Source organism: Flavobacterium sp. AC105 (assembly GCF_979258495.1).
Genome location: NZ_OZ409860.1, coordinates 2539040 through 2560092 on the forward strand (window position 1 = coordinate 2539040; position 21053 = coordinate 2560092).

A 21053-nucleotide genomic window follows, 5' to 3' on the forward strand; every position below is an offset into this window, starting at 1 on the left:
GATATAGAAAATCACCACCACTAAAAAAATCCTCCCCAACCAAATCTGCATTTTTTATCAAAAGGTCAATTGATTGACAAATTTTGTGGTATTGATTGTTTTTACTTCGACTTCCTTAGTTTGTTGGGATTTCCAGTGAGCGTAGAGTTTTTGTTTCTCTAATTCGCAGTCTACAGTTAGTTTATTGTTCTCAAGGCGAACCCTTGGGCTTTTTAAGCTACGCCCTGGTTCGGCTTGAGTAACATTTTTTAGGATTATTTTGCCGTTTTGGCATTCTAATAAGGCTCGGTAAGAACTGCTGTCTTTTTCGATCTTAAAGATGGTATCGTGTAAAATTTCTTTAACGGTAATTGTTTTTGTTTGGTCTTCGCTTAGAACCGGTTTCGGGCTAGTGCACGAAACCAGAACTAAGACTAAAAAAACAAAAAAACAATTCGGTTTAGATTTTTGGTCATGTTTTAGGATTGATTTTATAAAATGTCAGAGAAGAGTTTTTGCTTTGTTATTTGAGGTTATTCACTTTTGTGAGAACAAAGATTAACCGAAAACCGGGGTTAAAAAAATAGCTGCAAAGCGCTTGTACTCATGCGTTCTAAGACTGTACAAAGTTGTAAAGCAAGTGAATGACTGATTATTTATAAAATCATCAAAAGTGATTTGTGCTATTGAAAATCTAATGGACTTTCTAATCAACTATTAGCTTGTTTTTTGATTTCGTCCTCAACTTTTTTTAGTTCGATAGTTACGGCAGTACACAGAATTTCGTACAATGTTGTGCGTGAAATAGGGTAGACCGGACAAATGTATTTGCGCCAGACAACCGTTGTCGGAATATCTTCTGTTTTGTGTTTATAATAAAGATCTTTAATGAGTTTATAGCGTAACAATTTATTTCGTTGCGTGCCCAGACTTCGGTTTGTTGATATTGACATAAGATTAAAGGATAATTATTATAGTTGAATTAGTGTTTAGTTTGTAGCATAGTTGTCCTTATTGTTTTAAAGAAATCTTTGAAACAATTTGTGCGATTAAACGATGTAATCATTTAATAATGAATGTAAATAGGCGAGTGAAGAATTAATTATATCAAAGAAATGACAGAATTACTAAGAGGCATAGAATTAACCTTTATAGGTTGCTTTGGTGTGTTTTTTGAATCGGGGATTTTCAATAACAATACTTTCATACTGAGCAAAAGCATGAAGTTCTTTATGAGATAAATTCGCTTGATAAATCCAGTTTCCATTTAAATCTTTTGAAATCAAGCGGCCGTTTATTTCATAGCTTTTATGATCTGTAATCGGTTTTATCTTTACGCTCATTTTTGTATTGTTTAAAGGTTGTGTTTATTTTAAAATTAAGCCATTCACGAAATAATAGAATAGGTTTGAGGTTTGTAATAATTAGCAAAAAAACTAATAATAATATGGTACTGATGCTGTTAGTTGTTTCCATTTAATAAATCGGTTTCTGGTTTTTCGTAATCAAAAGGATCCTGACTACTTGGTTTATAGTTATATAGTTTAATTAAATTAATAGTTTCCTGTATTTTTGTTTCAATTAAATTGGAAACTAATCTTGGCTCAGCTTCCGGATTAGAAAGGATGTGCAGCCACTGAAATCGCTCCTGATTCATGCAAATTCTTTCGCCAACCGTAAATGTTTTTATTTTTTCGGTACAAAATTGAAGTGACAGATAAAGCGCTGCAATTCGGTTTTTTATTTCAATATTATTCATGACTTTTATCTAATAATACGGTTCTTAATTTGTTTAAATCTGATTCTATTAAATTACGTTCAGAGCTATGTGGGTTTTCTATTAACCAGGTTTCTAATTCCAGGATTTTTGCCTCTATTTGAGATTTTGTCATTTTTAATTGTCGTTATAGATTAAGTATTTTCTTTTATGTCAACAAAGACTTTTTATATATCAGTGAATTACACTTTTTAGCAAGGCTGCCGTATTGATTTTTTTCGACGAACTTTGTTAATATGCTCCATTAATTTTTATTAACTTTGTTTTTAAATCCGAAACAAATATCGAAACTTATTTCGAATAAACAAATAAAAACGAAACTTTTTTCGATATTATTTTGTAACACGTTATTTATGAGTATTATAAATGAAAAGATTAATGACATAGCCATTAAAGAATACAAAGGAAATAATAGTGCCTTTGCAAAAACGATGGGTACAAGTGAAGCCAATATTCGTAATTACAGGAAAGGAACATTGCCTAAACTTGATTTCGTAGTTAAACTGCATGAAGTTTTCGAAATAAGTTTCGATTTTCTTTTAGCAGGAAAAAGTACTGAACATACATCTAAAAATGCAGCAGATAAAAATTCAGATGATAAAGAGTCATTGCATTATAAAATGTTAGTATCAGAGAATGATTTATTAAAAGAAAAATTAAAATTTCAGAATGAGCAAATAGATTTTTATAAAAATCAAATCGCATTTTTGACGACACAACTCCCTACAAATAAAGCCCAGAACGCAAAAGAGATTGAGGACGGGCTAAACATCATTGATGAGATTGAAAATCTTTCTTTAAAGAAATCAACTAAATCAGTTAAGTGATTCCTTTTCGCAAATTAACAGAGCTTCCAAAAGCTCAATACAAATTTTTCCTTCCAGAAATAATTTACGCAATAATTTGATGTATTCTAATTTTCTTGGGGGCATTGTTTATGTTTTTAGGTTTGATGTAGTAAAATTCGGAATCGCCATAATTCAAAGTTTGAGGTTTCCCGTAAAAACCGAAATATCTTTTACATTTTTTAGTGCTCAAAAAAGCTAACTATTTGTCATTTTGAGAGTTAATTATAGTATTTTTTTTTTATAATTGTCAGTTTTTTGGCTCTTTTTAAGAATATACTGGAATTCGAAAAAATAAATATGTCTTTTTTATCCTACATTTTGTTATTTTTCTTATTAAAAAAGGGTTAAACTTTTTCAAAAGAATAACCCTTAAATGTTAAAATCACACGTTTTTAAATTGCATCATAAAAATTATGATCTCAAATAGCATCAATCTGAATACATTTATGAGTTGTTTTGGATTGAAAATTTGCTGACACAGTCAACATAAATTTTAATGAAATTAATTGGTTTTTGTTCCTGAGGTAACTTTGTTACAAACCTGCAGGAACAATAAACCATGATAAGTTGATAACATCAATGCCGCAATCTTTAAGGACAAAACTCCCCAATGATTTGCCAATATCGATTAGCGGCAATCGGAATTGTCATTTTTACCAAATTCTTCAAAACTTCCTCTACAAAATCAGTCTTAAAAAACAAAATTCGATAACAATTCCTGATGTTATATTTTTTTACCCGATGATTTCAGGAGCGGAACCAGTGATAAGATTTCACTTTTATGCAAACTCTATATAAAGTATTTTACATTTGGTCCCGGAAATTGTTTGTAGGACCAGAGATGAGATTTACAATATTTTTCCGCTCCTGTTGTGGCCACAATAAATCACCTCTTTGCAGATAGCAGGTTTTAATTTTAGAATTAATTTTAAATATTTGTCCTAGAAAGGATTTTTAAATTTCATTGCAAATCTGTAACAATAGTATAGCAATACAAAAATTAAAATTCTTCCTAACCAGATTTGTACTTTTTGCCAAAAGGTTAAATAATTAATGAATTTTGTTGTCTGTATGTTTTTAACTTCTACATCTTTAACTTGTTGCGATTTCCAAAAAGCATAAAGCTTTTGTTTTTCAAGTTCACAATCGACAGTTAGTTTATTGTTCTCAAGACGAACCTTTGGGCTTTTTAAGCTACGCCCTGGTTCGGCTTGAGTAACATTTTTAAAAACTACCTTTCCGTTTTGGCACTCTAATAATGCCCTGTATGAACTACTGTCTTTTTCAATTGTAAAAACAGTATCATGCAATGTTTCTTTTATGGTAACAGTATGCGTTTTGTTTTCGCTTAGAACTGGTTTTGGGCTGCTGCACGAAACCAGAACTAAGACTAAAAAAAACAAAAAAACAATTCGTTTTAAACTTCTATTCATATGATTTAGTTGAATTTTTGATGATACAGATCTTAGTTTACAATCTTAGAAATCCCTTTACGGTTTTGATTTCTCTTTTTCTTCTGCAAACCTTATAACCTTCACGGCTGCCGTTATCATTCGTATTTCCTTCAATTGTATGAATAATGTTGTCAGCTACTTTTTCTACTATTCCCGTGTGGCCTAAACCTTTTCCTAAATCAAGGATAAAAATATCGCCTTCTTGCGGAATAGTTTGTACCAAAAGCGGTCTTGAATTGTATTGATCCAATACACCTCCGGTTTTCTTCAATGGGTTTTTTAAATTGGTTTGTGCCGAAGCATTCTGGGTGCACCAATAAATAAAGGCCATACACCACGAATATCCTCTGGTAAGTCCTACACTTTTCAGGTAAATTTCAACTTCAGGGCCTGAGTTGCTGTATTTTGGAATTTCCTGTACGCCAATTTGCGCGATAGCAATTTCTAATGTTTTTTGAGCTAAGGTCATAGTTATTGTTTTCCGTTTAATTGTTTGAATTTTTGTAACTCATCAACTAACTGTTGGTTGATTACCATTAGTTCTCTATGTTGTATCTCCATTTTTTTAATGGTTTCGGTCGCAGCCGTCAATCGGGCTGTAATATCATCGAGCAGATCGCGATAATATTTTACTGCATTTACAGCATTGTCAAGTTCGGCAGCTCTGTCCTGAGCTAATGATTTTCTCATCGAGAATAACCAGGTAATAAAAGCGGCAAAAAATGCGGTAAGAGTTGGGTAGATAAATTGTTCCATTCAATGTTTATTATAAGTCTTCAATAATTTCTTGTCATTAGGAAACAACGTTTGATTTCAATAGCTGGGGCTTTCATTTTCATCTTAATTACTTCATTTGTTCCCTTTTGAGATTACAAAGATTGGCAGAAAGTTCTTCTGGAAAAAATAGATGTACACCACTTGAACAGCTATGTTCCGAAACTGTACAAAGCTGTAAAGCAAGTAAACGAAGCGATTCTTTTAAGAGGTTTTTGCAGCCGATATATTCAATAATACTATTTATTGAAAGCTGCATTGTATGCTATCCGATAAAAAAAATCCAAAAAAAAACACCAAAGTAAGTATTACTTTGGTGTTGCTTATAAGTGAAGTGTTCCTGGATTCTGAACACTTTTGAAGTTGTATTATATAAATCCCAATTGCCTGGCTTTATTAATTAATTCAGTATCGCCGCCTTTTCCTAACAATAAATGACTTTTGATATTTGCTTTTCTTTTTTCAACTGAACTCATCGATAACGGAATATGATTTGGAATATTTACCGTTTTAACGCCCTGAGAAAGCAGGATTAAAATTTGGCTGTCGTATTCGTCCCAATCTAAGTTTTTCTGCATCAGTTTTTTTTGTGACTTAATTATTTCATCACTATAAAAAATTTCGCCTAATAGAATTTTTTTGCAAAGAGTAGGAAACGATTCAAAATTGACTTCACTTTTAGAAATAAATCCATCCGGTGATATTCCTTTTATAATTCTGTTTACAATAAAAGCTTCCGTGTGCATGGTTAGCAGTAAAATCTTGCAGTCAGGATGCGTTTTTCTAACTAATAAAGCTAAATCAATACCATTAGAGATATTAAGTTCCTCGTATGGAGGCAGGTTAACGTCGAATATTGCAAAATCGATTTTAACATTTTGCTTTTCAAGCAGTATTATTTTTTTATAAGCGCTTTCGCAATTATACTGTTTAAGAAAGAAAGGTTCGACTGTATCAAAGCATTCGTCCGATAGAAGGTTTACATAACTATCTACCGTCATAGGATGGTCATCTACAATCAATATATTGAGTGGCATTTTAATTGAAATTTATGCAAAAGTACGCAATATTACGGTAAAACCGTAAAAAATAACACTTTTTTGAATGTTTTTTTGCAAAAACATAAAAAAAATGCTATGAAAAATAAATTGCTCCTTATAATTTTTGCAACAGTTTTACTATTGAATTCATGTACAACAGATGATTATGATAATCAGGATGTTAACGGGATTAGTCAAAAAGACATAAAAATAGTTGAAACTGATATCCAACAAGATGCTAAACTAAAAGTAATTGATTCCCTGAGTGTTAGTAATAGATTACAAGCAACAGAACAAGAAGGAGATCCTTTTAATCCAAAAGGAGGAAAACAATAAAGCTTCGATTAATTAGAGAAGACTATATTACTTTTTATCGAAGTATGTAGTCTTTTTTATTTACATATATTTGAACTCCATTATATAAATATTATTTTGAAGTTTCGTTTAAAATTTTACCATCTGGTTATTCTTATAACTGCAGTAATTTTCTTCATTGTATTGGGGAGGAAACAACTTATCCCGGTTTCTAAGAAAAGTGTAAATTTTAATACTGAACATTATAATACAATTTCCGGATCTGGAAAAGAAAAGTATTTAGACTCTATAGTTGCACTTCTAAAAAATCAGAATAATGATTCGATCGTCAGGGAATTGTATTTAAAAACCGGAGAAGAATATTATTATTTAAATAATTTAAAGAAATCATATACGTCTAGTTTAATTGCTTTAAAATTATCGCAAAAAGAAAATGACAGTTCCAGAATTGCTAAATCTCTTTGTTATATAGGAGATTGTTATGAAAACTCGCAAAAAGACAGCGCTTATTACTATTATTTGCAGGCTCAGAAAATATATCTCAAAATTCATGATTATAAAAAATTAGGCCGAATTCATTTTAACAAAGCCTATGTTTTGTTCTACGACGGAAGATTTGTCGAATGCGAAGTCGAAGTAACAAAAGCATTGAAATATGTAAAATATTCAAATAATATAAAATTGCAATATTCTTGCAATACTTTGATGGGTAATTGTTTAGAAAAACTTTTTTTATATGATCAGGCATTAAAGTATCATAAATTGGCATTAGTAAATTTAAAAATGCTCAAGAGAAATAATACAGACATTGATGAAATAACTACGTTTAATGTTGCTTCTGTTATTAATATCTGTAATTTATATGATTTAAAAGGACAATATTCTAAATCAATTAAAGAATTAGGCAGATTGTTAACCAAGGATTTAAGAAATAAATGGCCACATTTATACGCTAGTGTTTTATCAAATTTGGCCTATTCTAAAATGAAAAATAAAGAATATAAAAATGTAGAATCTATGTTTTTAGAATCTCTGAAAATTGTGGATAGCCTCGGGTATAATTCTGATATTTTGTATAAAAAAATTCATTTAGGAGAATTTTATTTATCTCAAAATGATACTTTAAAATCCTTAAAAACTTTAAAAGAAGCTTATAAAATTGCAGTTGATATAAGAAATACAAATGAAATTTTAAGCACATTAAAGCTGCTTGCCAAAATAGATAAGAAAAAATTATTTTATGCTAATAAATACATGAATATTAGCGATAGTATAAATAGTATTCAAAGCAGGACTAGTAACAAATATGCCCGAATAGAATATGAAACGGCAAGTGTTGAAGACGAAAATAAGGTTTTGACCCGAAAAAACTTTTATATTTTAATTTTCTCTTTTGGACTTTTCCTGATTTTGTCTGGAATTTTCGTTTTCATTTATCTTAAATATAAGAACAAAGAATTGCGTTTTGTAAAACAGCAGCAAAATGACAGCGACGAAATATACCAGCTTCTAAGCCAGCAAAACGAAAAAATTAATAGTGCAAAAGAAGAAGAAAAAAACAAAATCGCCAGAGAATTGCACGATGGTGTAATGAACAAAGTGTATGGCGTAAGAATGAATTTAGGTTTTTTTAATTCGAAAGTTGATGAAAAAACTATCGAAAAAAGAAAGCAATATATTTTTGAATTACAGAATATCGAGAATGAAATCAGAATGATATCGCATGATTTAAGTCACGATTCTTTTCTGGAAAGCAGCGATTTTAATACCTTATTATCCAATTTAATAAAGGATCAAAAAGATATCAGTAAAACAGAATTTAATTATATAGTTGATGAAAATTTTGAATGGGAAAGTATTCAGAACATCTATAAAATAAATTTTTACCGCATAATTCAGGAAGCACTTTTAAATATTCATAAATATTCGAATGCACAAAAAGTAGATGTAAAAGTTGAATTGCTTGATAATCATATTCTAAAATTATCGATTATTGATGACGGTATCGGATTTGACGTTAATACAGTCAAAAAAGGAATTGGTTTATCCAATATTAAAGAAAGAACAAATTCCTTAAAAGGTAATTTCGAAATAAAATCTAAAATTGGATTAGGAACAGAAATTACAGTACAATTTAATATTTAGTTTATAAAAGAGTTTTACTAAATAACTGCTTATCAGAAAATGATTTTGTCGCATTTATACAATCCTAATGTATAAACATGGTTGAATTTTGTATTCAGAATTAAACAATGAAATCATGTTATTACAAAATAAAAAAATAGCCATTATTGGCGCTGGACCAGTCGGTCTGACATTCGCAAGATTACTGCAGCAAAAAGGAATTGACGTAACGGTTTACGAAAGAGACACAAACGCACAAACCAGAATTTCGGGCGGAACACTTGATCTGCATAAAGGTACGGGACAAGACGCCATGAAAGCTGCCGGATTGCTTGAAAATTATTATGCAATGGCAAAGCCAATGGGAAGAACTATAGCCGACAAAAATGGTGAAATTTTATTCTCTAAAAAACTTTCTGCCGAAGAAGAACACGATAATCCTGAGATAAACAGAAACGATTTGCGACAACTATTATTAAATAGCCTCAAAAAGGATACAGTGGTCTGGGATAGAAAATTTACAGATCTAAAAGAAGAAAACGGAAAATGGGTTTTGCAATTTGAGAATGAAAAAAGTGTAACAGCAGATTTCGTTATTGGAGCAAATGGCGGAATGTCGAAGGCGAGAAAATACGTTACAGATTCAGAAATTGAATATACCGGAACTCTGATTATTCAGGGTGAAATATCTGAGCCCGAAACTACATGTCCTGAATTCTACAAATTATGCAATGATAACATATTAATGATTGCAGGCGAAGGAAATTTATTAGTTGCAAATCCTAAAAACGGCAATGTATTAAGTTACAATGTAATCTTTAAAAAACCGGAAAATTGGGATCAGGAAATTCAGAATAATGAAAGTATTAGTAAATTTCTTTTAAGTCGATTTTCAGAATGGCATGAAACTTACAAACAGTTATTGCGTTCAACATCATCTTTTGTTATTTGGCCAACCAGAAAAATTCCGATAGAAAAATCCTGGAAAAACAATCGTCCTTTGCCCATAACGCTTATTGGAGATGCTGCACATATAATGCCGCCATTCGCCGGTCAGGGTGCAAATATAGGATTATTGGATGCCTTAATCTTATCGGATAATCTAACCAACGAAAAATTCGAAACCATAGAAGATGCGATCAATGACTATGAACAAAAAATGATTGTTTATGCCACTGAAGCACAACTTGAAACAGCCACGAATGAAATAGCAATGCATAATCCTGACTTTTCTTTCCGAAAATTTTATTAATAACGGAATTATATCAGACAAAAAAATCCCCCAGTTTCAACCGCTCGAAACTGGGGGACAATAAAAAAAAATAAAACACAATCTTTAGAACGAATACCTAACGCCAAGTTGTCCTTGGAATCTTGAGGCTAATTGATCTATACTATAAGCTGCAGATGTTGGTTTTTGGAAAGTATATGTTGGATCGCCAGTAGCAACTCCGCCTAAATTTCCTGATTTTGTTAACCCAAGATTTGCTGTTGAATTGTATGTATTTGGAACAAAATAACTTCTTCCCCAATCTTTATTGATAAGGTTTCCGATGTTTGCCATGCTGAAAGAAATCTGGAATGTACCAACTTTTGAAACTTTAATTTCATCCATTAATTTCAAATCTGCCTGAATATTCCATGGTGTAACATCGCCATTTCTTTCTGTAAAAGTTCCTCTTCTGCTTTTCAAATAATCATTTCCATTGATAAAAGCTTCGTAATCTGCAACTTGCTGAGCCGCTGTCGCTGAAGGAACTCCTGTTGAACTTACTCCAATATATTTAGCTGCTTCTGCCGCATCTTTAAAAATATAAGCCAATCCGGCTGCTTGTCCTGTTCCTGCAATTGTTGAGTTTACAAATCCCCATGAAAACGGATTTCCTGATTGTGCATTAAAATACACATTAGCAGATAAAACATTGTTGTCAGCCACTTTTACAGCATATCCTACATTAGAAACAATTCTATGTTTGATATTAAAGTTAGAAGTCGCCAATTGAGGATCATTTGGTGTCAACGATTGGTTCATTTGAAAGTTACTTTCCATAGAATTACGAATTCCGTTTGTAACATCGCGAGAATCTCCATACGTATAAGCCACCATAAAATTAAGGCCAAAATCATATGTTTTTGAGATCATCTCCGTAATGCTATATCGGTATCCTTTGCTTGTATTTGACAATAAATAAGCATTTGAAAAAGCAGGATTAATATTCGCTGCATAAATTGGCATTTGATGATTCGTGTCATAAGAAAAATAAGTAGGATTGTCTAACTTATTTACTTGTTGAAATTCAAGATCACGAATTACTTTTGTATAAATACCTTCGGTTGTAAATTTATATCCGTCGATGATTTTATCGATAGCCAATGAGTTTCTTAAAACTGCCGGCATTTTAAATTTATTATCAACTAAATCGGCTTGAACCTTTGGAGTTGCGTCATGATAACCGTTTAAACCGCCAGTTGCCAAAGGGTCGCCGGCTGCTGCAACCTGAGCAGGAGTAAGGTTATTTTTGTCGTAACTTCCGTAACCTACGCCATCATTATAATACGCATATCCTAACCATGCAAACGGAATTCTCCCTGTAAATACTCCGGATCCGCCTCTTAAAACCAATGTTTTATCTTCGTTTACGTTATACGTAAATCCTACTCTTGGAGAAACTAAAGCCGTGCTGAAAAAATTGTTTTTGATTTGACTTAATGGCGTGTATGTATATGTATTACCGTAATTAGGATCTGCAGGAGAATTTTCTACTTGCGGGCTTAATTTAGGTTTATTTGGTAAATCTGTATAATCGATTCTCACACCTGGCGTAACTTTTAATTTATTACCAATTCTGATTTCATCCTGTGCATAAACACTATATAAGTTTACTTTGAATTTAGCATACGGATTATTGAAAATATCATCTCTTGTAGAACCGTCAAAAGGATACGTTCCACGAACGCGAGTAGGAAGTTTATTCATGAAATCTGCAAGGGATTTGTACGAAACTCTTCCGTTAAGGGCATTTACAAATCCGTAATTAATATCGTAGAATTCGTTGTGCGTACCAAACAAGAAGGTATGGTTTCCGGTTTTATACGTAAGATTGTCTGTAATTTCAGCTGTGTTTTGTTTCATATTAAAAACAGTTGCTTCACGATCATTTCCTAAGAAAATAGTTCCTCCGTTATAACCAATTTCTGTTTGGGGGAACATAATATTGCTTGATTTTGGATCACGATAATCTTTAATGGCTGAATAACTGGCAATAAATGAGTTTGACCATTGGCTGTTAAAATGGCTTTTTAATTCTAAAACCGTACTGATAGATTGGTTTTTCTGCGTAAAATCCATGCTTGAAAATCTGAAGTTTGCCGCATCACGCTCTAAATTTGAAGCCTGAGAAATTACCGTATTGTTTCTTAACGAAAGAGAATTTTTGTCGTTAATCTTCCAATCTAATTTATTGAAGAATTTTTGGCTTTTTGCAAAGTTGTTGTAAGCTCCATAACTTCCCGGATCGAATCCGTAGTTTGCTTTAACGAAATTCGAAATTTGTTCCGCTGTAGCGTTATCAACCAATGACGTTAATTTTCCGTTAGAATTTGTTTGTCCCGCATTATAAAACAAAGGATCAGTTCTTTCAGCATATTCCATATTCGTAAAAAAGAACAATTTATCCTTAATAATTGGCAAACCCAATCTGAAACCAACCTGATAATCTCCAAAAGAACTTGGCATTTTAGAACCATCACCAGCGTTATTTGGACCTGTAAGAGCGGCATTTCGGCCATAACTATAAATAGATCCGCTCACTTCATTTGTACCGCTGCGGGTTACAGCATTTACGCTTCCTCCTAAAAAATTTCCTAATTTAATATCATAAGGAGCAATATAAACCTGAATATCCTGTATCGCGTCAAGACTTATAGAATTGGATCGCGTACTGCTTCCGGGCATTCCCGAAGTTCCGGATTGTCCACCCAAAGAAGGACTAAAACCAATCGCATCATTATTGATAGAACCGTCAATAGTTACGTTGTTGTATCTAAAATTAGTTCCGGCAAATGAGTTGTTAGAACTCTGAGGAACCAGTTTGGTAACATCCTGAATTCCTCTGTTGATTAACGGAAGTCCGTTTACCTGTTTTTCATTAATATTGGTTCCGTTATTTTTAGAAGAAGGTTTAGAACTTGTAATGACTACTTCTTCCAGAACATTATTATCAGCTTTGCTCACCACAATTGTTGGCAAATCATTATCGCCAAGTGCTAAAAATATTTGTGCATTAGAATAATCTTTAGTGGCTGAACTTTTAATTTCTAATTCGTAAGGACCGCCGGCATTTAAATTTTCGAAACTAAATCTGCCTTGTTTATCAGTTGTAGCTTTGTAAACCGAGTTAGTAGGTAAATGCGTTAACGTAACTTCAGCTTCACTAAGTGGGCTTGTACCATCATTAACTTTTGCAGATAAAGATGAGGTTGTAATTTGGGCAAAAATGTTTCCCATAACAAGAAGCATGAAAGCCGAAAAAAAGAGTTTGAGTTTTGTCATGTTGTTTTTAGTTTTTATTTGACAAAGAAACCCAGTTTGTTTCGATAAGATTTAACGCTTTTGTTAACTTAAAATCATAAAACAATTTATTGTTAAGGTAGAATTACGAATGTGTTATTGGGTTGAAATTAAATGAACTCTTTAAAATCAGCTATTTATGTAAAAAGCTAAAATTAAATAGATTAGATTAACATTTGAAGTAGATTAGAAAAAGATTAGAGTGTTACGTAAATGTTACGCATTGTAAAAAAGGACAACGTAAAGTAGCAATTTGTTAAGAATTTTTTCTCGCAGATTTTGCAGATTTAAGCAGATTTTTTTTTGCCAATTAGATTTTAGCAAATTTAGAATTAGATCTGCTCAAACTGCAAAATCTGCGTAAGTAGTCCGCGCATTTTTGTCATTCCGAGGCACGAGGGATCTTCGTAAGTAGCTCTACAAAAATTAACGATTTTGATTGCGGAGTTTCTTGCGGAGATCCCTCGTGCCTCGGGATGACAAGATTGTGGTTACTTTGGGTTAAGAATTTTTTCACGCAGATTTTGCAGATTTAAGCAGATTTTTTTTGCCAATTAGATTTTATCAAATTTAGAATTAGATCTGCTCAATCTGACAAATCTGCGAGAGTAGTCTGCGCATTTTTGTCATCCCGAGGTACGAGGGATCTTCGTAAGTAGCTCTACAATGATTGACGATTTTGATTGCGGAGTTTCTTGCGGAGTTTCTTGCGGAGATCCCTCGTACCTCGGGATGACAAGATTGTGGTTACTTTGGGTTAAGAATTTTTTCACGCAGATTTTGCAGATCTAGCAGATCTAATTGGTAAAAAAAATCTGCTAAATCTGCCAAATCTGCGAGACAGAAAAAAAATAAAAGTTAATATGCTTAAATCTGCAAAATCTGCGTGAAACAAAAAAAATCTAGCAAACTCTTTAAGGAAACACCAATGAAAACGAAGTACCTTTTTCAAGTTCAGATTCCACGATTAAATTTATATCATGAAGTTTAAGAATTTGCATTGTAATAAAAAGTCCCAATCCTTGTCCCTGAATATGGCGCGTATGATCACTTCTGAAAAACAGATCAAAAATAGAATCTTTATCACGTTCCGAAATTCCGGGTCCGTGATCTGTAATTTTTATCAACAGTTTTCTTTTATCAGAAAAAGCAGAAATCTCGACTTGCGCCGGAAATGAGAATTTAATCGCATTATCCAGAATATTATAAATCGCGATAAAAAGCAGGTGTTTATTTGCATAAACAGAAAGCAGATCTTCATGATCAGCAATCGCATTCAGATTTACAGAAACTTTAGATTCCGGATATTCAATAGCTTTCTTTTCAAGAACATTCCACAAAATTTCATCAATTCTGATGTTTTCCATTTGCTGTGGTTCTGAAAGTTCTAATCCGGATAAAACCAAAAGTCCTTCTAAAGTAGCTTTTAAATGTAAAGTATCTTTTCTGAGCGATTTTAATATTTCCTCATATTGTTCGTTAGTTCTGGGCTGTTGCAGCGAAACATCAATATCTCCAATAATAATGGTCAGCGGCGTTTTTAGTTCGTGCGAAGCATTTTTAAGGAAATTATTCTGAATCATAATGCCGCTTTCCAGTCTTTCCAGAAGATAATTAAAAGTCGTAACCAATTCTTTAATTTCACCTTTTCCGCTTGTTTGCGGAACGTCTAATCTCGAATGAAGATTTTCTGTCGTTATTGTATTTACTTTTGCAATAACATCTGTAAAAGGACGAAAAGTTTGTCTGGCCAAAAAAGTTCCTAAAAGATAATTCAGCGGAATTCCCGCCAAATAAAACAGCAAAAACATAAAACCAAGAATTTCCAGTTGTCGGTTTCCGGCTCGATCAATTCCCGAAACTACAATGATAAAATCGCCCTGATTGTCTTTATAAAACAAACCAACAAATTGTCTGTGATCCAGCGTAAAATGCAGAATTTTATTTTTTGTAATTGCATTTAAATATTGATCACTTAATTTGATATCAATAGTATCATGAACATAAAGTTTTTTGGTTTTGGCATCATAAACACGAATCGATTCATTATTGATTCGATTATATTGAATCTCAATTTGGTGATAACGCTTGCTGTTAATTTCTTTAATCTCATCTTTTTCAAAATAAAAAAGCGCAGTTGTCATAGCATGATCTTCCAGATTATCATAATAAAGATCCTTCATATGATTTCTGAAAAGGAGGAAAGAACCAGCCATAAGAAGTCCAACGGTCAATGCAAAAAGCAAAGTAGAATTGACAGCTAACTTATTTTTAAGATTCATAACTCTTTTGTTTGAGCATATATCCGGTACCTTTTATAGTATGAATCAGCGGAGTAGGGAAGTTCTTATCTACTTTATTTCGCAAATAATTAATATAAACATCAACCGTATTTGACGTGGTATCAAAATCAACATTCCAAACCGCTTGTGCAATTGCAACTCGGGATAAAGCGGTTTCGCGATTTTTCATAAAGAAAATCAAAAGCTTCAGTTCTCGTGATGAGAGGTTAAGTTCTTTTCCGTCTCTAGTGGCGCTTTGTTCTTTCATATTGATTTCGATTCCGGCGTAGGATTGAAAATCCAAAATTCCGTTACTGAATTCTGTGCGACGAAGCTGTGCATTAATTCGGGCGAGAAGTTCTTCAAACAAAAAAGGTTTTGCCAGATAATCATCAGCTCCGGCCTGTAATCCTTTCACCTTTTCATGTGGCGTATCAAGTGCACTCAGAATAAGTATCGGAACAATTATTTTTCGGCTCCTTAAGACTTCACAAACCTCAAAACCCGTAATATCCGGAAGCATAATATCGAGAATTATAATATTATAGTCATGCTCCATCACCTCTTTTATGGCTTCAAAACCTTTTGTAATCGTCTTAACCTCATATAAATGTTCCTCAAGTCCTCTTGTAATAAAAGACGCAACTCTTGGATCATCCTCAACTAATAATACTTTATTCATAACCGAATAGTAATCAAATTTGCTGTGATAAAAGTAGCTAAAAGTATTTACCTCCAATAAAAATTATAAAAGAAATAACACGTAAGAAACTCTTAATGCATTTAAAAACCTTGAGTTTTATTATGGATTCAAAAGCATAAAGATTAAAACACTAAACTATTTTTCTTTTAGCAATTGCGCTAGTTTCTGTTTTCCTTCTTCATTATCCGGATTCAGTTCAATCGACTTTTTGTACATTCTGACCGCTTCTTCATTTTTGCCCGATTCCATTAATAATTGTCCGTAACTGTCATACGTATTAAAACTATCGGGAAATAGAAAAGTGGCCAGTTTAAATGTTTCCAAAGCAAGTTCCTGATGTCCTTTAAATGCTGACATATAATACAGATTATAACCCAATTCATTCATTTCCCATTCACTGAAATAATATTTTTTGTTTCCCTTATATGCATTTAAAACCGTGGCAGCATAATCAACGCCATTATTTACTAATGCAGTTCCGTAAAGCGTAACGAGTGATTTTGAAGTTCTTAATTCCAATGGTTCTTTTCCATTTAAAATAGCAATTGAAGAAGCCATAAACCGACCAAATTCACTTCCGGCAGTAGTATCAAAACCCAAAACTACCTGATTTTTGGCCATATTGTGCCAATAAAATGTCGTAAGACCAATTTTATAACCGCCGTGACCTGCAGATTTTCCGTATAATGGCTGTTCAAATATTTCCCAGCCTAATCCGTATGTCATTTTTCCTTCGCCGTCAAGCGTATCCATTCTGTCGCTGTAATAATGACTTCCGTTGTTAAGCGTTAGCGGAGTTAAAGCTTCGTTAACAGATGTAATTTTGATTAATTTACCTTTAAAAAATGCCTGATCAAAAAGCAATAAATCTCCGGTTGTCGTTATTACATTTCCCTGTCCAAGAGTACCATTGTTGTTATAGTTAAGGTATTTATATCGAGGTATCGAATCGGCAGGGCTATATTTGTCATCATATCCGGGATGCGCTTTTATATGTGCGATAACCGCCAATTTATCATTTTTAGTAAAATCAGGATAAATACTCACGTAAGTATGCTGCATTCCGGCAGGACGAAATATGTTTTTCCTCAGATAATCTTCGAATTTTAAATTGCTTCTGTTTTCGATCAGAAGCGCCAGTACATTATATTCGGTATTGCAATATCTAAATTCATCGCCGGGTTTAAAATACAAACCGCGTTTCCATTTTTGAAGTTCGGGAATTACATTTCGGTTCGTAATAATTGTATCGGGAAACGATTTTACCAAATCCTCAAACAGTTCAAGATCCGGTAAACCAGATGTGTGCGTTAAAAGATGTCTGATGGTAATTTCTTTAAATGGAAAATCTTTCAAATATAGAACTAAAGGATCATCAAGTTTGAATTTCCCTTTATCCCGAAGCTGTAAAATTGCCGTTGAAGTAATTACTTTTGAAATCGAAGCAAGATTATACCTTGAGTTAGCTGTAGAAATCTGTTTTAAAGGAAAATTAGCATATCCGGAAGAAAATTGGATTACAGTTTTCCCGTTTTCAGCAACAAGGATATTTCCGTTATGCTGTTTTGAATTTTCAAGGACATCAAAATAATTTTTCAGATTAGAATTGACTTCCTGAGCGCTGCAATAATTCATTATAAGTGAAAGTATAGCAGTTGTGAGATAAAGAATGAGGTTTTTCATGGTGATGTTTAATTGATTTAGTATCAAAGAAACAGGAAACAGAAAAGCGCTTTTTAATTTTTCGTTGAACACGGAAAAAACATCGACAAACACGATTGCAAATTCTAAAATCAGAATCTTTAATAGTATAACTTTGTGTTTATGAAAAAGAGATTTTTTTTATTTACCATTACATTTTTGGCTTTTTATATGCTTTCGTTCGCAATGCGTCAGCTGCCGGATATGCTTCATAGTCGTTTTGGTTTTCTTCATGAAAGTTATAATTTAAAAGATAAGCTTCGATTGAGTATCAATATAATGCTTTACTACAGTTTGGCGTTTGGTACTTATTTGATTTTGCATCGGTTTTATCCTTTGAAAAAGATGCTGATAATTTTAGTTTTAATTCTGGCACTTTCGGTTTCTTTTTTTTGCTTAAGTTTTATCTGGACAGGTTTTATAGAAAATGTACCTTTAAGAACGCGGAATCATTTTTATACTATTTTATTCCCAATAGGACTCAATATTGCATTTGGCGTTGTCTTTTATTTTATCAGATATTCGCAATACCGTGATTTGCAAAATGTAAAGCTGCAATTGCAAAACAGACAAACCGAATTATTGTTTTTACGATCGCAGGTAAATCCGCATTTTTTGTTTAACAATCTCAATAATATATATTCACTTGTTCATGAACAAAGCAATCACGCGCTTCCTGCAATTGCCAATCTTGCCGAATTATTGCGCTATATGATTTATGATGCAGATGAAAAAATTGCGTTGGAAAAGGAAATCGATTATCTGGAAAAGTTTATTTATTTGCAACAGCTCCGGTTTGAAAAACCTTCTGCAATTGAGTTTGAAATAGATATTTTGGATCATCAGCAATTGCTTCCTCCATTATTATTAGTTCCTTTTATAGAAAATGCTTTCAAACATGGTCAGGTAAAATTAGATGAAATTTGGTTGAAAATAATCATAAAAAATGATGCAGAACATTTGTTTTTACTTTGCGAAAACGTAATCTCAAAAACAGAAACAGATTCTGTAGGCGGAATTGGAATTGAAAACGTAAAAAAGAGGCTGGACTTGCTTTATCCAAACAATCATACTTTAATTATTGAAGAAAAAGCAGATTGGTTTATTATAAAACTGACCATTAAAAATGATAGATAACAGACTTATAAAATGTATCATTCTCGATGACGAACATCCGGCAATACGATTGCTTGCATCTTACGTGTCTGAAACTCCAGGTCTTGTGCTTGTTCTAAAAACAATCGTTCCTGCCGAGGCCATAAAAGCAGTTTTACAAGGAAATGCGGATCTTCTTTTTTTGGATATTCAAATGCCGGAAATAAGGGGAATCGAAGTAATGGAACTCATAAAAGAAACAGCAACAAAAGTCATTATTACTTCTGCTTATCCGGAATATGCTTTGGATGGTTTTAATAATGATGTTGTAGATTATTTGCTTAAACCGATAACTTTTGATCGTTTTCTCATCGCGGCAAACAAAGCCAAAGAAAGAATCCACAATAATACAGAGATTTGTCCGGGTCATTTAATGCTGAGAACAGAACATAGACTTCATAAAACAGATCTTTCGTCTATTTTGTATATTGAAGCTTTGGGCGATTATTTAATCTTTTTTACAACATCTGGGAAAATAATTACGCTCGAAACAATGAAAAATATGGAGTTACAATTGCCTTCAGATCACTTTCTGCGCATTCACAGATCTTTTATCGTTAATTTCAACAAGATTGATTATCTCGAAAAAGGCAAAATTGTTATTGGCAAACAACGCTTGCCAATTGGAGAAACTTACAAAACAAAAGTGAGAACTTTATTAGGCTATTAAATTCAGAAAAATCTAGATGTTTTCTAAAAAAGTAACCAGATTAATTTCTTCATTCTGAATGTTCAGTTTTTTTCTCAATCTTGCCCGTGCCACATTCAGACTATTATAAGATTGACGTGTAAGGGCGCAGATTTCTTTAGTAGTCATATTTAGTCTTAAAAAGGCGCAGATTCTTTTCTCATTAAGTGTTAAATCAGGATATTTACTATTTAAACGTTCGTAAAAATCATTATAAACCTGGCTAAAACGGACTTCAAATTCTTTCCAGATATCATCATCCTGAGCATTTTTAATATCGACAATTATTTTTTGTATCGTTTCCTGATCACTTTTTTTCATCTCCTTTTTTAATGCAACTAATCTGTTCGAAATCTCGATAATGAATTCGTTCTTTTTTAGTAAATACATAATATTGGTGGTGAGTTCCTTATTTTTAAACTCCAAATCTCTTTTTAAAGTGTTTTCTCTTAAAGAAAGTTCTTTATTATTCAGTTCTGCACTTTCTTTTGCCAATTGCTGAATCTTTGCCTTTGTTTCCTGAAGTCGATACATAATAATGGCAATAATAATTCCCAGAATTAATCCAATAGCAATAATTGCATAAACAAGTTCCCTGTGATTTTGTGCAATTTTTGCAGCTTGACTTTCCTTATCAAACTTATACTGCATTTCGGCACGCGTAATTTTTTGCTGGCTTTCCTTATTAAAAAGACTGTCACTTAATTGTTTGTAGGCAACATGATAATTATAAGCATTTTTATAATCTCCTTTTCCGGCCATTACAAGGCTAAGTTCTTCTAAAACAGATGCCCGTGAAGACGATGTATTAGATTGTTTGCAATATTTAAGACTCTGAAGCAGATATTCTTCCGCCTTCTCAAATTCCTTTTTTTCTTTATAAAGCCTTCCTAAATGGTAATTCGATTTACATAAACCTAATATGTTATTTTCTTTTTTTCGCAAATTAAGAGCTTCTATAAAAATGGCTTCGGCAAGATCGTACCGTTTTCCTTTGAGATAAATGATACCCATATTCGAATATACCGAAGACAGATTTTCATTATCTTTTGCCTTTTTGCTATGGGTAGAGGCCTGCATAAAATATTCAAGTGCAAGATCGCCCATTTTTTTATTGTCATATATAATACCAATATTATTAAGCACTTTACCCTGAATCATATGAACTTTTACAGGATCTTTTATGATTTTTTTATCCAATAAAACCCTAACCTGATTAAATTTTACGAGTGCTTTTGAAAAATCTCCCTGAAAAAAATACACCAGTGCGATACTATTGTAAACCCTTACAATATCTTGCTGTGGAGGATATTGCTCATAAATTTTGAGTGCTTTTAACTGATAATCGAGACATATATCAATATTTCCTTTAAGGAGACTGGCATTGCCTATATTCGAATAAAGTCTGGCCAAAATCGTATCAGTGATTTTTTTTTCGAACGATAAACCTTTTTTATAATAAAACAGAGCAGAATCTAAGTTCTTTTTTTCAAATATATGTCCGGTCTGAATAAGCAAATCCACTTTTTTATCAGCATCAGAAGCTCTTTCATATTGAAGTTTTAAACGATCAGTATTTTGCGAAAAAAGAGCTTCGCAAAAAAAGATAAAAATCGCTATGGAGAAGTATAAATGCTTCAATT

Annotated in this window: 19 protein-coding genes; 6 read left to right on the forward strand and 13 right to left on the reverse strand. The window is 32.5% G+C overall.

Annotated elements, in window-relative coordinates; all coding sequences use genetic code 11:
* Positions 1-689 precede the first annotated feature (689 nt).
* From ACZ0AH_RS10615 to ACZ0AH_RS10630, 4 genes are all read right to left on the reverse strand, one after another.
* Positions 690-932 (reverse strand): hypothetical protein, encoded by a 243-nt coding sequence (locus tag ACZ0AH_RS10615; RefSeq protein WP_463475774.1) that lies wholly within the window; start codon positions 930-932, stop codon positions 690-692.
* Between the two features lie 189 nt (positions 933-1121).
* Positions 1122-1322, reverse strand: a complete 201-nt coding sequence (locus ACZ0AH_RS10620; protein WP_463475775.1) for a hypothetical protein — start codon at positions 1320-1322, stop codon at positions 1122-1124.
* A 119-nt stretch (positions 1323-1441) separates the two neighbouring features.
* Positions 1442-1738: a hypothetical protein gene (locus ACZ0AH_RS10625; protein WP_463475776.1), complete on the reverse strand. Its 297-nt coding sequence runs from the start codon at positions 1736-1738 to the stop codon at positions 1442-1444.
* On the reverse strand, positions 1731-1871 hold the full coding sequence (locus ACZ0AH_RS10630; protein ID WP_463475777.1) for a hypothetical protein: 141 nt from the start codon (positions 1869-1871) through the stop codon (positions 1731-1733). Before ACZ0AH_RS10630 ends, ACZ0AH_RS10625 begins: the two co-directional genes overlap by 8 nt.
* A 238-nt stretch (positions 1872-2109) precedes the next feature.
* Between ACZ0AH_RS10630 and ACZ0AH_RS10635 the strand changes: the two genes are divergently transcribed.
* On the forward strand, positions 2110-2583 hold the full coding sequence (locus ACZ0AH_RS10635) for a hypothetical protein (RefSeq protein ID WP_463475778.1): 474 nt from the start codon (positions 2110-2112) through the stop codon (positions 2581-2583).
* 962 nt (positions 2584-3545) lie between these two features.
* Here the strand turns inward: ACZ0AH_RS10635 and ACZ0AH_RS10640 are convergent.
* The 4 genes from ACZ0AH_RS10640 to ACZ0AH_RS10655 all read right to left on the reverse strand — a co-directional run bounded on the left by ACZ0AH_RS10640 (position 3546) and on the right by ACZ0AH_RS10655 (position 5869).
* Positions 3546-4037 (reverse strand): hypothetical protein, encoded by a 492-nt coding sequence (locus ACZ0AH_RS10640; protein ID WP_463475779.1) that lies wholly within the window; start codon positions 4035-4037, stop codon positions 3546-3548.
* Positions 4038-4074: 37 nt separating this feature from the next.
* On the reverse strand, positions 4075-4527 hold the full coding sequence (locus ACZ0AH_RS10645) for a CHAP domain-containing protein (protein WP_463475780.1): 453 nt from the start codon (positions 4525-4527) through the stop codon (positions 4075-4077).
* A gap of 2 nt (positions 4528-4529) precedes the next feature.
* A complete protein-coding gene (locus ACZ0AH_RS10650) occupies positions 4530-4814 on the reverse strand; it encodes a hypothetical protein (RefSeq protein ID WP_463475781.1) in 285 nt (94 codons plus the stop codon).
* A 386-nt stretch (positions 4815-5200) separates the two neighbouring features.
* The gene (locus ACZ0AH_RS10655) at positions 5201-5869 is read right to left on the reverse strand and encodes a response regulator (protein WP_463475782.1); all 669 of its coding nucleotides are present in this window, start codon (positions 5867-5869) and stop codon (positions 5201-5203) included.
* Positions 5870-5968: 99 nt separating this feature from the next.
* Between ACZ0AH_RS10655 and ACZ0AH_RS10660 the strand changes: the two genes are divergently transcribed.
* From ACZ0AH_RS10660 to ACZ0AH_RS10670, 3 genes are all read left to right on the forward strand, one after another.
* Positions 5969-6208: a hypothetical protein gene (locus ACZ0AH_RS10660; RefSeq protein ID WP_463475783.1), complete on the forward strand. Its 240-nt coding sequence runs from the start codon at positions 5969-5971 to the stop codon at positions 6206-6208.
* A 96-nt stretch (positions 6209-6304) separates the two neighbouring features.
* On the forward strand, positions 6305-8332 hold the full coding sequence (locus tag ACZ0AH_RS10665; RefSeq protein ID WP_463475784.1) for a tetratricopeptide repeat-containing sensor histidine kinase: 2028 nt from the start codon (positions 6305-6307) through the stop codon (positions 8330-8332).
* A gap of 115 nt (positions 8333-8447) precedes the next feature.
* Complete coding sequence (locus tag ACZ0AH_RS10670; RefSeq protein ID WP_463475785.1) at positions 8448-9563, forward strand: FAD-dependent oxidoreductase; 1116 nt, start codon at positions 8448-8450, stop codon at positions 9561-9563.
* Between the two features lie 84 nt (positions 9564-9647).
* Here ACZ0AH_RS10670 and ACZ0AH_RS10675 read toward each other — a convergent pair whose 3' ends face one another.
* The 4 genes from ACZ0AH_RS10675 to ACZ0AH_RS10690 all read right to left on the reverse strand — a co-directional run bounded on the left by ACZ0AH_RS10675 (position 9648) and on the right by ACZ0AH_RS10690 (position 17549).
* Complete coding sequence (locus ACZ0AH_RS10675; protein ID WP_463475786.1) at positions 9648-12863, reverse strand: TonB-dependent receptor; 3216 nt, start codon at positions 12861-12863, stop codon at positions 9648-9650.
* Positions 12864-13795: 932 nt separating this feature from the next.
* Positions 13796-15163, reverse strand: coding sequence for a HAMP domain-containing sensor histidine kinase (locus ACZ0AH_RS10680; RefSeq protein ID WP_463475787.1), 1368 nt, complete (start codon positions 15161-15163; stop codon positions 13796-13798).
* A complete protein-coding gene (locus tag ACZ0AH_RS10685; protein WP_463475788.1) occupies positions 15153-15845 on the reverse strand; it encodes a response regulator transcription factor in 693 nt (230 codons plus the stop codon). The genes ACZ0AH_RS10680 and ACZ0AH_RS10685 overlap by 11 nt, the downstream gene beginning before the upstream one ends.
* Positions 15846-16001: 156 nt before the next feature.
* Positions 16002-17549, reverse strand: coding sequence for a serine hydrolase (locus tag ACZ0AH_RS10690; RefSeq protein ID WP_463475789.1), 1548 nt, complete (start codon positions 17547-17549; stop codon positions 16002-16004).
* Positions 17550-17690: 141 nt separating this feature from the next.
* Between ACZ0AH_RS10690 and ACZ0AH_RS10695 the strand changes: the two genes are divergently transcribed.
* Both ACZ0AH_RS10695 and ACZ0AH_RS10700 read left to right on the forward strand, forming a co-directional pair.
* The gene (locus tag ACZ0AH_RS10695) at positions 17691-18704 is read left to right on the forward strand and encodes a sensor histidine kinase (protein WP_463475790.1); all 1014 of its coding nucleotides are present in this window, start codon (positions 17691-17693) and stop codon (positions 18702-18704) included.
* Entirely contained in the window at positions 18694-19392 is a 699-nt protein-coding gene (locus tag ACZ0AH_RS10700; protein ID WP_463475791.1) for a LytR/AlgR family response regulator transcription factor, read from the forward strand. Before ACZ0AH_RS10695 ends, ACZ0AH_RS10700 begins: the two co-directional genes overlap by 11 nt.
* Positions 19393-19404: 12 nt before the next feature.
* On the opposite strand, the gene ACZ0AH_RS10705 is transcribed toward ACZ0AH_RS10700, so the two are convergent.
* The gene (locus ACZ0AH_RS10705) at positions 19405-21051 is read right to left on the reverse strand and encodes a tetratricopeptide repeat protein (RefSeq protein WP_463475792.1); all 1647 of its coding nucleotides are present in this window, start codon (positions 21049-21051) and stop codon (positions 19405-19407) included.
* Positions 21052-21053 lie beyond the last annotated feature (2 nt).

Coding starts and splice junctions, on each gene's coding strand:
- ACZ0AH_RS10615 (WP_463475774.1), bottom strand. CDS start 932: ATGTCAATATCAACAAACCGAAGTCTGGGCACGCAACGAAATAAATTG.
- ACZ0AH_RS10620 (WP_463475775.1), bottom strand. CDS start 1,322: ATGAGCGTAAAGATAAAACCGATTACAGATCATAAAAGCTATGAAATA.
- ACZ0AH_RS10625 (WP_463475776.1), bottom strand. CDS start 1,738: ATGAATAATATTGAAATAAAAAACCGAATTGCAGCGCTTTATCTGTCA.
- ACZ0AH_RS10630 (WP_463475777.1), bottom strand. CDS start 1,871: ATGACAAAATCTCAAATAGAGGCAAAAATCCTGGAATTAGAAACCTGG.
- ACZ0AH_RS10635 (WP_463475778.1), top strand. CDS start 2,110: ATGAGTATTATAAATGAAAAGATTAATGACATAGCCATTAAAGAATAC.
- ACZ0AH_RS10640 (WP_463475779.1), bottom strand. CDS start 4,037: ATGAATAGAAGTTTAAAACGAATTGTTTTTTTGTTTTTTTTAGTCTTA.
- ACZ0AH_RS10645 (WP_463475780.1), bottom strand. CDS start 4,527: ATGACCTTAGCTCAAAAAACATTAGAAATTGCTATCGCGCAAATTGGC.
- ACZ0AH_RS10650 (WP_463475781.1), bottom strand. CDS start 4,814: ATGGAACAATTTATCTACCCAACTCTTACCGCATTTTTTGCCGCTTTT.
- ACZ0AH_RS10655 (WP_463475782.1), bottom strand. CDS start 5,869: ATGCCACTCAATATATTGATTGTAGATGACCATCCTATGACGGTAGAT.
- ACZ0AH_RS10660 (WP_463475783.1), top strand. CDS start 5,969: ATGAAAAATAAATTGCTCCTTATAATTTTTGCAACAGTTTTACTATTG.
- ACZ0AH_RS10670 (WP_463475785.1), top strand. CDS start 8,448: ATGTTATTACAAAATAAAAAAATAGCCATTATTGGCGCTGGACCAGTC.
- ACZ0AH_RS10675 (WP_463475786.1), bottom strand. CDS start 12,863: ATGACAAAACTCAAACTCTTTTTTTCGGCTTTCATGCTTCTTGTTATG.
- ACZ0AH_RS10680 (WP_463475787.1), bottom strand. CDS start 15,163: ATGAATCTTAAAAATAAGTTAGCTGTCAATTCTACTTTGCTTTTTGCA.
- ACZ0AH_RS10685 (WP_463475788.1), bottom strand. CDS start 15,845: ATGAATAAAGTATTATTAGTTGAGGATGATCCAAGAGTTGCGTCTTTT.
- ACZ0AH_RS10690 (WP_463475789.1), bottom strand. CDS start 17,549: ATGAAAAACCTCATTCTTTATCTCACAACTGCTATACTTTCACTTATA.
- ACZ0AH_RS10695 (WP_463475790.1), top strand. CDS start 17,691: ATGAAAAAGAGATTTTTTTTATTTACCATTACATTTTTGGCTTTTTAT.
- ACZ0AH_RS10700 (WP_463475791.1), top strand. CDS start 18,694: ATGATAGATAACAGACTTATAAAATGTATCATTCTCGATGACGAACAT.